Origin of the sequence: Methylobacterium hispanicum (assembly GCF_022179285.1) — a bacterium.
Taxonomy (GTDB): domain Bacteria; phylum Pseudomonadota; class Alphaproteobacteria; order Rhizobiales; family Beijerinckiaceae; genus Methylobacterium; species Methylobacterium hispanicum.
In genome coordinates, this window is the sequence record NZ_BPQO01000005.1 from 191,668 (window position 1) to 203,267 (window position 11,600).

General features: G+C 74.3%; 9 protein-coding genes. 4 read left to right on the forward strand and 5 right to left on the reverse strand.

The annotated features are described in order from the left end of the window. Window positions 1-104: 104 nt before the first annotated feature. The 5 genes from fhuF to MFF56_RS07850 form a co-directional block, all read right to left on the reverse strand. Window positions 105-851, reverse strand: a complete 747-nt coding sequence (gene fhuF / locus MFF56_RS07830) for a siderophore-iron reductase FhuF (RefSeq protein WP_238229906.1) — start codon at window positions 849-851, stop codon at window positions 105-107. Next, window positions 848-2,083, reverse strand: a complete 1,236-nt coding sequence (locus MFF56_RS07835; protein WP_066921657.1) for an MFS transporter — start codon at window positions 2,081-2,083, stop codon at window positions 848-850. Before MFF56_RS07835 ends, fhuF begins: the two co-directional genes overlap by 4 nt. 441 nt (window positions 2,084-2,524) lie before the next feature. Continuing rightward, entirely contained in the window at window positions 2,525-3,001 is a 477-nt protein-coding gene (locus MFF56_RS07840) for a response regulator (RefSeq protein WP_066919433.1), read from the reverse strand. Between the two features lie 222 nt (window positions 3,002-3,223). After that, window positions 3,224-3,436, reverse strand: a complete 213-nt coding sequence (locus MFF56_RS07845; RefSeq protein ID WP_156453531.1) for a hypothetical protein — start codon at window positions 3,434-3,436, stop codon at window positions 3,224-3,226. A 3-nt stretch (window positions 3,437-3,439) separates the two neighbouring features. Next, complete coding sequence (locus tag MFF56_RS07850; RefSeq protein ID WP_066919431.1) at window positions 3,440-4,423, reverse strand: LacI family DNA-binding transcriptional regulator; 984 nt, start codon at window positions 4,421-4,423, stop codon at window positions 3,440-3,442. Between the two features lie 199 nt (window positions 4,424-4,622). Between MFF56_RS07850 and ptsP the strand changes: the two genes are divergently transcribed. From ptsP to MFF56_RS07870, 4 genes are all read left to right on the forward strand, one after another. Continuing rightward, window positions 4,623-7,169 (forward strand): phosphoenolpyruvate--protein phosphotransferase, encoded by a 2,547-nt coding sequence (gene ptsP / locus MFF56_RS07855; protein WP_238229907.1) that lies wholly within the window; start codon window positions 4,623-4,625, stop codon window positions 7,167-7,169. Further along, window positions 7,166-8,116, forward strand: a complete 951-nt coding sequence (gene pfkB / locus MFF56_RS07860; RefSeq protein ID WP_066924671.1) for a 1-phosphofructokinase — start codon at window positions 7,166-7,168, stop codon at window positions 8,114-8,116. Before ptsP ends, pfkB begins: the two co-directional genes overlap by 4 nt. Window positions 8,117-8,219: 103 nt before the next feature. Beyond that, window positions 8,220-9,962, forward strand: coding sequence for a fructose-specific PTS transporter subunit EIIC (locus MFF56_RS07865; protein WP_066924669.1), 1,743 nt, complete (start codon window positions 8,220-8,222; stop codon window positions 9,960-9,962). Between the two features lie 123 nt (window positions 9,963-10,085). Then, window positions 10,086-11,591, forward strand: a complete 1,506-nt coding sequence (locus MFF56_RS07870; RefSeq protein WP_238229927.1) for a carbohydrate porin — start codon at window positions 10,086-10,088, stop codon at window positions 11,589-11,591. Window positions 11,592-11,600 lie beyond the last annotated feature (9 nt).

Consider the following 11,600-nt stretch of genomic DNA (forward strand, 5'->3'; position numbering starts at 1 on the left):
GCCTAGCCCCGGTCAGGCGCGGGTCCCCTCTCCCTACAGGAGCGGGGACCCGCGCTTCGTTCTGGGACGATGCGTTTGGCCGAACCCACCGACCGGAGACCGGTTCAGGCGTCCGCGCGGGGCTCCAGCGGGCAGAGCGCGCCGCAGGAGGGGATGCCCGGCAGGCGGCTGCGCAGGCAGCAGGTGCGGCGGCGGCAGCCGGCGGTGCCCGGGAAGAGCGCCTGCGCGAGCGGCGTGCGGGCGCAGGCGGAGCCGCCGGGGCGCCCGAGGCAGGCGGCGACCTCGCTGCAGGCCGGGGCGTCCCCGTCCCCGAGCTCCCCCGCGACGTAGTCGAGGATCACCGCGGCGTTGCCCCAGATCACCCGCGGGGCGAGACCGCACTGGGCGCAGCACAGCTCCACGAAGGGACGCAGGTGGTCCTCGACCAGCCCCGCGAGCCCCGGCCGCGCCCCGGCGGTGCAGGCCCGGCCGCAGCCCGGCCCGGCGGGCTCCGGATCGACCAGCAGGCGCGCGGGCCGTCCCGCGGCGTCGAGTTCGAGGCTCGTGCGCTCGAAGCCGAGCGGGAGCGGCCGGCCGAGCCGGACCAGGGCGGTCAGGGCGGGCGTCGCCAGGGCGGCGAGGTAGAACTGGCTCCAGTAGGAGACGAGGGCGCGCCGGTCGATCGCGGCGGGCACCGTCCCGCCGCAGATCCCGCGCCCGAAGGTCGCGAGCGTCGCGTCGAACACGGCCGGGTCGCGCAGGGCGGCGAGCGGGCGCGCGCCCGGCCCGCCGGGGCCGGCGGCGACGCCGCCCCGATAGGCCGCGAGCGAATCGGGCACGCGGGCGGCGACCTCGGCGAGCGCGGCGGTCATCGCGCCTCCGCGGGGTCGGCCTGCGGCGTGCGGGCGACCGTGAGCGCCAGCCACGCGACGGCCGCCGCGTAGAACGGCACCGCGCCCGCGAAGTAGCCCGGCCAACCGGCCCAGCCGGCCAGCGCCGGCGAGGCCACCCGCAGGGGCATCGCGGCGAAGAAGGCCGCCCCGAACAGCAGCGCGTAGTCGGTGGCCGGCCGCGGCCCCTGGGCCCAGCGATAGATCATGTTGAACACCGGCACCCCGAGGATGCCGCCGCAGACGAAGTTCAGGACGGTGACGGCGATGGCGAGGTGGACGGCGCCCGCCGCGCAGGCGACCGCCATCAGGCCGCCGGTCGCCAGCACGCCGAGCCCGCCCCCCACGATCAGCCGGACCGTGCCGAAGCGCGCCGCGAGGCCCGCCGCCAGCACCGCCATGACGAGGTTCACGACCGGCAGGACGGTGCCGGTGAGGACGCCGACCTGGGCCAGCGGCACGCCGAGATCGAGCAGCGCCAGGGTGTTGGGCCCGGAGACGAGGTAGGCCGCCGCGAAATAGGCGCCGAGGGCGAGGATCGGCGAGACCAGCGTGCGCAGCCGCGCGAACGAGCCCGCCCGGCGCTCGGGCGTGCCGCCCCCTCTGCGCAGGCGCGCCTCCGGATAGGCGAGGATCGGCAGCAGGCAGAGTGCGTCAAGCGCCGCGCAGGCGAGCACCGCCCCGCGCCAGCCGAGCGCGTCGTAGGATCCGAGCAGAACGCCGACCCCGAGGATGCCCCCGAGGGACGCCCCGCAGAGCTTCGCCGCGGCGGCGTAGGTCCGCCGCCCCGCCGGCACCGTCTCGACCACCAGCGCCTCCAGCGCGATGTCCATGGTGGCGATGCAGGCAGCGGCCAGGATCGCCAGGGCGAGCAGCACGCCGAGCGGCCAGTGCTCGCCGAGGCTGAGGACGACGAGAAGCAGAACGGTGAGCCCGAGCGTTCCGGCAATCCAGCCGATCCGGTGCGCCAGGAACGGCAGCCGCACCCGGTCGAGCAGCGAGGCCCAAAGAAAGGTCAGGCCCACCGGCAGGTTGATGAGCTGCAGGAGGCCGACCTCGGCGAGGTCCATGCCGCGGCTGCGCAGGATCAGCGGCGCCCCGCCGGACAGGAAGCCGAGCGTGGCCCCGAAGGTCACGTACAGGCAGAAGAACGGTGCCAGCGGACGCAGCCCGGCCAGGAGGCCCGCTTCCCGGGAGGGGACGGCCGCGCTCAACGCGCCGGGCGCCCGGAACGGCGGGTGACGGGGCACACGGGACCGGAGGGACGGCAGTTTGGAATCACACTAATCTATTGTTCCGCCTCATCATTTCCGATTAGTCGACACCTCGGCGCGATTCAAGGTGACCGGGGCGGCACGGGGCCGTGACCCCGGCGCGCATATCGGGGGCGGATGCACGGCTTCCGGTCGATAGGTTCCGTCTGACGCATCGTTTCGGAACTGAGCGCGGGTGCCCTCTCCCATAGGGAGAGGTCTGCTTTCGCAGAAAGCCGGGTGAGGGGTATGAGGCTGCCGGAGAAAGCGCAGCGCTGAACGCGCGTCGATGCCGAGCGCTGTTCTGAAGCGTCATACCCCTCACCCCAACCCTCTCCCTATGGGAGAGGGGGCACGGAGCGGTTCATCGCGCGCGTCCGAACTCCTCAGCCGCAAACGATTTCAGGTCTTGTCCGGCCCGCGCGCCGGCGCCGCGGCCGCAAGGTCGAGTTGGACCGAGCCCGTCGGCGATCCTTCGGGCAGGACGGGGGCGGCGGCCAGGCCGCAGCGCCGGATCTCGTCCGCGACCGCGCGCGCCAGCAGCTGGTAGTGGAACGGCTTCCACAGGATCCGGACGTCGGCGGGGATCAGGTCGGGGAGATCGCTCGCCGCACCGGAGGTGATCAGCAGCGCCAGCCCGGGCCACCGCGCCCGCGCGCGGTGGATCAGGCCGATCCCGTCGCCGACCGCCGAGAGCGTCCGGCCGGTGATCAGCGCGCGGGTCCCGGGCCGCGCCTCCAGCTGCGCGAGCGCTCCGGGGACGGTGGAGGTCGCCGCGACCGCGAAGCCGGCATCGCCCAGCATGTCGGTCATGACCATGCGGATCAGCGCGTCGCCTTCGGCGACGAGGATCGTGTCGGACTCGCTCAGCGGTATCACCGGATCGTCTGGGCCCCCGCCACCGCGTCCCGCACCACGGGCGGCCGGGCCGCGGTCGAGCCGCGCCGTCCGCTCTCCTCGATACTGTGTGGATGCATACAGACTTCTGGTTGAGGTATCAATCCGTCGGCGCGGCCGAAGAGCCCGGTCGTCGGAGATCGGTACAACCTTGAATTGATGCGAGCGGCGCACCGCTCCGGCTACGGGAGAGCGCGACCGGCCTCAGACCCGGCCGAGCAGGAACAGGCCGAGCCCGGCGGCGAGCAGGCTCCCGGCGATGCGCGCGCAGGCGACCGCCCCGACGCCGTCCTCGCGCTCCCGCAGATGTGCGAGTTCGGCGAAGATCGCGGCCCAGTAGGCCGCCCAGAGGCCGAGGGCGGAGATCAGCCAGGTGTGCATCGCCGCAAGATGGGCGGCCGGGGTCGAAGGCGGCACCGACTACCCGCGCCGGGTCGAGCCGCGCAGCACGGTCCGGCCGCTGAGCACCACCTTCCGCACGGGCTGGTCGGGCTGGGCGATCCGCTCGAACAGCAGCCGCATCGCCTGCGCGCCGATCTCGTCGACCGGCTGCTCGACCACGGTGAGGCCCGGCTCGACGAGGTCCGTCCAGGGCTCGTTGTCGAATCCCGCCAGCGCGAGGTCGTCCGGAACCCGCAGACCCGCGGCGCGGGCGGCGCGCACCGCCCCCATCAGGATCAGGCCGTTCGAGAGCACCAGCGCCTCCGGCCGATCCGCCTCGGCGAGCCAGCGGGCGGCGGCGGCCTCGGCGGCGGCGGCGTTGGGCGCCACGGTGCGGACGCTGGGCACCAGCCCGTGCCGGACCATGGCCGCCTCGTAGCCCGCCCGGCGCTCGCGCGCGGTCGAACTCGTCGAGCCGAACAGGCCGCCGATGCGCGAGAAGCCCTGGCGGACGAGGAGGTCCACGAGGCCCGCGCCCGCGGCCGGGTTGTCGAGAACCACGCTGTCGTGGGCGCCGGGCGGCCCGGCGCGGTCGATCAGCACCACCGGGAAGCCGAGGGACCGCTCGCGCAGCGACTCGGCCCCGCCGCCCGTCGGCGCGAAGATCACGCCGGTGACGCGCTCCTCCTCCATCAGGCGCAGGTACATCGCCTCGCGGGCCGGGTCCTCGTCGGTGTTGCAGAGGATGACCCGCATGCCCTCGGCGAAGGCCGCATCCTCGACCGCGCGGCTCACCGCGGTGAAGAAGGGGTTGCGGATGTCGGCCACGATCAGGCCGATGGTCCGGGCGGATTGCGAGCGCAGGCGCCGGGCCGAGAGGTTCGGCCGGTAGCCGGTCGCGCGCACCGCCGCCTCGACCTGCTCGCGCAGGGCCTCGCTCACCGGCCCGCTGCCCAGCGCCCGCGAGACCGTCGCGGTCGAGACGCCCGCCGCGCGGGCCACATCGCGGATGCCGACGGTCATCGCTGGGCCGATCCTCAGGAAACGATTACACCACTCTACGGCTGGTTGTGCCATCGCTCGCCGCCTCTCGCAAGCCTGCGCGGCATCGGGATCGAGCCTGTTCGGCTTCTGCCGTTTGACAAGCGCACTGAAAACGTTTTCAGTGCGTCTCACAACAGCCGGCGAACGGTCGGCGATTCGAACGGGAGGAGAGCACGCCATGCTCGCACCGACGCCGTCCTTCAGCCCGCGCCTGCTCGTGCGGCTCGGCGCGCGACCCGCCACCAAGGAGGCGGCGATCCGCGAGGCCGCCCAGCTCCTCACCGCGTCGGGCTGCATCGAGGCCGCCTACGGCGCGAGCATGCTGGCCCGGGAGGCGGTGGCGAACACCTATCTGGGCCACGGCGTCGTGATCCCGCACGGCATGGTCGATGACCGGCACCTCGTCCGCGAGAGCGGGCTCGCGGTGCTGCAGGTGCCCGAGGGCATCGCGTGGCACGACGGCCAGACGGCGCATCTCGTGGTGGCCATCGCCGCGCAGTCCGACACCCACATCACGGTGCTGCGCCGGCTCACCCGCCTGATCCAGGACGAGGCGCGCCTCGAGCAGCTGCGCACCACCACGCAGGAATCCGACATCGCCGCGGCGCTCGGCGAGGACGCGCCGGCGCCGGGCGCCGCCGGCCCGGCGAGCGACCTGCGCCAGCGCTTCGACTGGACCGTCGATTACCCGACCGGCCTGCACGCACGGCCGGCCGCCCACTGGGTCGAGGTGGCCAGGACCTGCCCGGCCCGGATCCAGGTCCGGGCCGGCGCCCAGGTCGCCGACGCCAAGAACCTGATCGCGCTCCTCCAGCTCGGCCTGCGCTGCGGCGACGCGGTGACGATCTCGGCGGAGGGCGACGACGAAGCGGGAGCGCTCGCCAGGATCTGCGCCGCGGTCACGGGCCTGAGCGCGGGCGAGAAGGCGGCGGCGCAGCGCGCGGCCGAAGCCGCGGCCTGGGCCGCCGCCCCCGTCGCCGGCTGGAACCCGGCCGACGCGCCGCGCACCGTCGCCGGCATCGGCGCGAGCCCCGGCATCGCCATCGGACCGATCCACGTGCTGGCGAGCGCCGAGGTCGCGGTGCCGGACGAGCCGGAGCCGCTGACCACCGGCGCCGACCGCCTGCACCGGGCGCTGCAGGCGACGGCCGACCAGTTGCGGGCGCTCGCGGACGACACCGAGCGGCGGCTCGGCCGGCAGGATGCGGGCATCTTCCGGGCGCAAGGGGAACTCATCGCCGACACCGACCTGATCACGCTGGCCTGCCAGCTCATGGTCGAGGGTCACGGCGTGGCCCACGCGTGGCATGCGGCGGTGGAGCGCATGGCCGGGCAGCTCGCGGCGCTCGGCAACCCGGTCCTCGCGGGCCGCGCGGCGGACCTGCGCGACGTCGGGCGCCGGGTGCTGGCGCAGATCGACCCGGCCCTGCGGAGCGGCCACGCCCTGCCGGACGTGCCCTGCATCCTCGTCGCCGCCGACCTCGCGCCCTCCGACACCGCCGGGCTCGACCCGGCCCGGGTGATCGGGCTCGCGACCGCCCAAGGGGGGCCGACCTCGCACACCGCGATCCTGGCGCGCACGCTCGGCATCCCGGCCCTCGTCGCGGGCGGGCCCGGCCTGCTGGCGCTCGCCGACGGCGCGCGGGCGATCCTCGACGGCAGCACCGGGCGCCTCTACCTCGACCCGAGCGCGGCCGACATCGCCTCGGCGGAGGCGTGGCGCGAGCGGCAGCGCGAGAAGGCCGAGGCGGAGGCGCGCGAGCGGGCGCAGCCCGCCCGGACCCGCGACGGGCACCGCATCGCGGTCGGCGCCAACGTCAACAACCCCGAGCAGGTCGGCTTCGCGCTCGACCAGGGCGCCGAGGGCGTCGGGCTGATGCGCACCGAGTTCCTGTTCCTGGAGCGCGGCGACACGCCCTCCGAGGACGACCAGTACGAGACCTATTCGGGCATGCTCCGGGCGCTCGGTGGCCGGCCGCTCATCGTGCGCACCCTCGACATCGGCGGCGACAAGCAGGTCGCCCACCTGCGGCTGCCCCACGAGGAGAACCCCTTCCTCGGCGTGCGCGGTGCCCGCCTGCTGCTGCGCCGCCCCGACCTGATGGAGCCGCAGCTGCGCGCCCTCTACCGGGCCGCCCGCGATCACGTGCCGGCGGATGCCCCCACCGGCAAGGACGCGCCGCTCTCGATCATGATGCCGATGATCACCTCGGTGCCGGAGGTGCTGCGGCTGCGCGCGGTCGCGGAGCGCATCCGTGGCGAGGTCGGCGCGCCGCCGGTGCCGCTCGGCATCATGATCGAGGTGCCGGCCGCCGCGATCCAGGCCGACGCGATGGCCCGGCACTGCGACTTCTTCTCGATCGGCACCAACGACCTGACCCAGTACGCCCTCGCCATCGACCGGCAGAACACGGAACTCGCACCGGAAGCCGACTCGCTCCACCCGGCGGTGCTGCGCCTCATCCACATGACCTGCGAGGGCGCCGCCCGCCATGGGCGCTTCGTCGGCGTCTGCGGCGGCATCGCGGGCGATCCGTTCGGGGCCTGCCTGCTGGCGGGGCTCGGGGTCCACGAACTCTCGATGACCCCGCGCGACCTCGCGGGCGTCAAGGCGCGGCTGCGGGCGGCCGACATGGGCGCGCTGCGCGCGCTCGCCCGCCGGGCCTGCGAGCAGGAGGACGCCGCCGCCGTCCGCGCCCTCGACGATGCGGGAGGCCCCGCGTGAGCCCGATCCTCACCCTCACCCTCAACCCGGCGATCGACCAGACCGTGCGGCTCGACGCGCTGGTGCCGGGCAGCGTGCACCGGGCCCGCGCGGTGCGGTCCCACGCGGGCGGCAAGGGCGTCAACGTCGCCCTCTGCCTCGCCGATTGGGGCCTGCCGGTCGCGGCGAGCGGCGTGCTCGGCTCGGACAACGCCGCGCCCTTCGCGCAGCTGATGGCCGAGCGGGGCATCGACGACCGCTTCCTCCGGATCCCGGGCGAGACCCGGACCAACCTCAAGCTTCTCGACCGGAAGACCGGCGACACCACCGACATCAACCTGCCGGGCCTCGCCGTCTCGCCGGACACGCTCGACGCCGCCCGCGCGGCGCTCATCGACCTCGCGGATGCGGGGAGCCTCGCGGTGCTGGCCGGCAGCCTGCCGGGAACCCTGCCGCCCGAGACCTATCGCGATCTCACGGCGCGGCTGAACGCCCGCGGCGCCCGGGTGGTGCTCGACGCCTCCGGCGGCCCGCTCGCCGCCGCGCTCGCCGGGCCGAGGGATGCGCTGCCCTACGCCGTGAAGCCGAACCGGCACGAGCTGGAGGAATGGGCCGGCCGGCCGCTGCCCGCGCTCGGAGACGTGCTCGACGCCGCCCGGTCCCTGCGCGACCGCGGCATCGCGCTGGTCGCGGTCTCGCTCGGAGCCGAGGGCGCGCTGTTCCTCGGCGAGGCCGGCGCGGTCCACGCCCGACCGCCCGCGACCGCGGTGGCGAGCACGGTCGGGGCGGGCGACGCCCTGGTGGCCGGCCTCGTCGCCAGCCTGCATGAAGGGCTAGCGCTCCCCGATACAGCCCGCCGGGCTCTGGCCTTCGCGGCCGCCAAGCTCGCCCGCGAGGGCGCCGGCCTGCCCCCGCGCCCGGAGGTCGAGGCCATCGCCGCGACGGTTCGGGTGGAGGCGATTGGCTGATGCGATGCGCCCCCCTCCCCCTCTGCGGGGGAGGGAGCGCGCTTTCCGCCACTGACCGGATGTCCTGACGAACAGACCAACACAACCAACCCAGGAGGAAACCATGGCCCCCTTGCTGGCGGTGGTCGGAGGCGCGGACCTCCCCACCCACGCCGTCCTCGCCCTCGAGGCCCTGCGCAAGGCCGCGGGGCGCCGCAACCAGCCGATCGCGCTGGAGCTGCGCGGCACGGGCGGCGGCAATCCCCTGCCGGAGACCGCGATCGGCGAGGCGCGGGCGGTGCTCCTCGTCGGCTCCGGCGATCTCGGCGAGGGCCGGTTCGGCCCGCTCGCCAAGGCGCGGGCCGCGATCGAGGAGGTGCTGACCGATGCGGGCGCCGTGCTCGAGCGGGCGCTGGCGGGCGCGCCCGCGGCCGCATCGTCCGGCCCCGCAAGAATCGTCGCGGTGACCTCCTGCCCGACCGGCATCGCCCACACCTTCATGGCCGCCGAGGGCATCCAGGCGGCCGGCAAGGCGCTCGGCCACGCGGTGCGGGTGGAGACGCAGGGCTCGGTCGGCGCCCGCGACGCGCTGACCGCCGCGGAGATCGCGGCGGCCGACATCGTGCTCATCGCCGCCGACAAGGGCGTCGACCGGGCGCGCTTCGCCGGCAAGCGGGTCTACGCGGCCGGGACCAAGGCGGCGATCCGCGACGGCCGGGGCCTGATCGCGACCGCGCTCGCCGAGGCACGGATGCAGCCGGCGGACGGCGCCGCGGCGACCGGGGATCCGGCGCGGCCCGAGGCGGCGCAGGCCAAGGCCGGCGCCTACAAGCACCTGATGACCGGGGTCTCCTTCATGCTGCCCTTCGTGGTGGCGGGCGGCCTGCTCATCGCGCTGGCCTTCGCAGTCGGCGGCATCGACGCGATGGCGCCGGGCCATGCCGGGACGCTGGGCTACGCGCTGGGCGAGATCGGCGCCAAGGCGGCCTTCGCGCTGATCGTGCCGGCGCTCGCGGGCTACATCGCCTACTCCATCGCCGACCGGCCCGGCATCGCGCCCGGCATGGTCGGCGGGATGCTGGCGGCCAACCTCCAGGCCGGCTTCCTCGGCGGCATCGCGGCGGGCTTCATCGCGGGCTACACGGTGGCCTTTCTCAACCGGCACATCCGCCTGCCCAGGAATCTGGACGGGCTGAAGCCCGTCCTGATCCTGCCGCTGCTGGCCACCGCCATCACCGGCCTGCTGATGATCTACGTGGTGGGCGTGCCGGTGGCGGCGGTCCTCGCGGCGCTGACCGGCTGGCTCAAGGGCATGCAGGGGGCGAGCGCGCTGGTGCTCGGGCTGATCCTCGGCGGCATGATGGCGGTCGACATGGGTGGGCCGATCAACAAGGCGGCCTACGCCTCGGCCGCGGCGCTGCTCTCCTCGGGCGTCGATGCTCCGATGGCCGCGGTGATGCTCGGCGGCATGACCCCGCCCCTCGGGCTCGCCCTCGCCACCCGCCTGTTCCCGGCCCGCTTCACCGCGCCGGAGCGCGAGGCAGGCGGCGCCGCGGCGGTGCTCGGCGCCGCGTTCATCACGGAGGGCGCGATCCCCTTCGCGGCGGCCGACCCGCTGCGGGTGATCCCCGCGATGGTGGCGGGCTCCGCCGCGGCCGGTGCGCTGGCGCTCAGCCTCGGCGTGACGCTGAAGGTGCCCCACGGCGGCCTGTTCGTGCTGCCGATCCCGAACGCGGTGACGAACCTTCCGGGCGCGGTGATCGCTCTCGCCGCCGGCAGCGCGATCACGGCCGTTCTGGTAGGGGCCCTGAAGAAGCGGACCGCCCAAGGCCCGGCGGAAACAGGCGAACAACAGATCTTCAGCTAGAGGCTTCTGGATTTTCCAGTCCCTATCGACTGAAGCCGCCACGCGAAAACACCGCAACCGTCACGAAACCCGGCGCGAGACCGGGAACATGAACAACGCACTCTCCTGGGGGGATGGACCATGATGGGATCGGGCAGGCTCCTGGCCGCTCTCGGCCTCTGCGCCGCGGGCATCGCCGGATACGCGACGGACGCGCGGGCGCAGACCGCGCCGACGGCGGGGGGTGGCGTCGGCATTCCGGCGACCGCCGTGGCGCCGCTGCTGCGGCGGCAGGCGGCGCGCCGGCCGCCGCCGCGCCCGGACGGCCAGGGCTTCGACGGCGCAGAGAGCGCGGCGGGCGCCGCCGACACCCTCGGCCAGACCGCGACGCCCCCGGCGCTCCCGCCCGGCACCTTCGACCTCGGCAACGGGCTCTCGTTCCTGGCGAACTACACCGGCCAGGGCGCGGCCAACCCGGTCGGCGGCATCCGGCAGGGCTCGGCTTACGCGGGCCAGCTCTTCCTCGGCATCGACGGCGACCTGCAGCGGCTCGCCGGCATCGCGGGCGGCTCGTTCCACGTCGCGGTCACGAACCGCCACGGGCGCAGCCTCGCCAACGACGTCATCGGCAACAACACCAGCGTGCAGGAGATCTTCGGAGGCGGGCAGACCACGCGGCTGACCCTGCTCTCCTACCAGCAGAAGCTGTTCGACGACCGGCTCGACATCGAGTTCGGCCGGCTGGTGGCCAATATCAGCTTCCTGAACTCGCCGCTCTACTGCAACTTCCAGACGAACTCGGCCTGCGGCAACCCGACCTTCGTGTTCAAGACCTCGAACTTCACGTTCTGGCCCGTGTCGAGCTGGGGCGCGCACGCCAAGGCGTGGCTCACCGACAGGGTGTTCGTCCACGCGGGCGTCTACGAGGTGAACCCGCTCCACCAGCAGCCCGGCGACAACGGCCTCGACTTCTCGATCAAGGGCGCGACCGGCGCGATCGTGCCGTTCGAGCTCGGCTTCTCGACCACCTTCGCCAACGACGTTCTGCCCAGGAACTACGGCATCGGCGGCTGGTACGACGCCTCCGACTACGCCGACCCGGTGCGGGACGTGACGGGCCGCGCCGCCGTTCTCACCGGCCTCCCCCCCGCGACCCGCTTCGGACGCTCGGGCGTCTACGCCCGCTTCGACCAGATGGTCTGGCGGCCCGACCCCTCCGGCATCCAGGGGCTGACGCTCTTCGGCGTGGCGATGGCCGGCACCTCGGGTCGTCTGATCGAGGACTACTTCCTGGAGATCGGCGCGGTCCAGACCGGCACCTTCGCGGGCCGGCCCTACGACACGGCGGGCTTCGTCATCAACACGCAGCGATTCAGCCCGCTGGCGCTCCAGACCATCGCGCTGGCGCAGAACGCGATCGGCCGGAACCGCTCCCTGCCGGGGCAGCAGATCATGATGGAGCTGAACTACGGGATCCAGGTCACGCCCGCGATCCGGCTGACGCCGAACCTGCAATACATCGTCAACCCGGACCAGACCCGCTTCCCCTACCGAAACCGCAACATCCCGGACGCCTTCGTGGTCGGCGCCAAGCTCTCGATCGACCTGTTCACGCTGGCGGGCCTGGCGCGGGGGCCGGGCAGCCGCTGAGGACGCCGC

Coding starts and splice junctions, on each gene's coding strand:
- MFF56_RS07865 (WP_066924669.1), top strand. CDS start 8,220: ATGGCCCCCTTGCTGGCGGTGGTCGGAGGCGCGGACCTCCCCACCCAC.
- MFF56_RS07870 (WP_238229927.1), top strand. CDS start 10,086: ATGGGATCGGGCAGGCTCCTGGCCGCTCTCGGCCTCTGCGCCGCGGGC.
- fhuF (WP_238229906.1), bottom strand. CDS start 851: ATGACCGCCGCGCTCGCCGAGGTCGCCGCCCGCGTGCCCGATTCGCTC.
- MFF56_RS07850 (WP_066919431.1), bottom strand. CDS start 4,423: ATGACCGTCGGCATCCGCGATGTGGCCCGCGCGGCGGGCGTCTCGACC.
- ptsP (WP_238229907.1), top strand. CDS start 4,623: ATGCTCGCACCGACGCCGTCCTTCAGCCCGCGCCTGCTCGTGCGGCTC.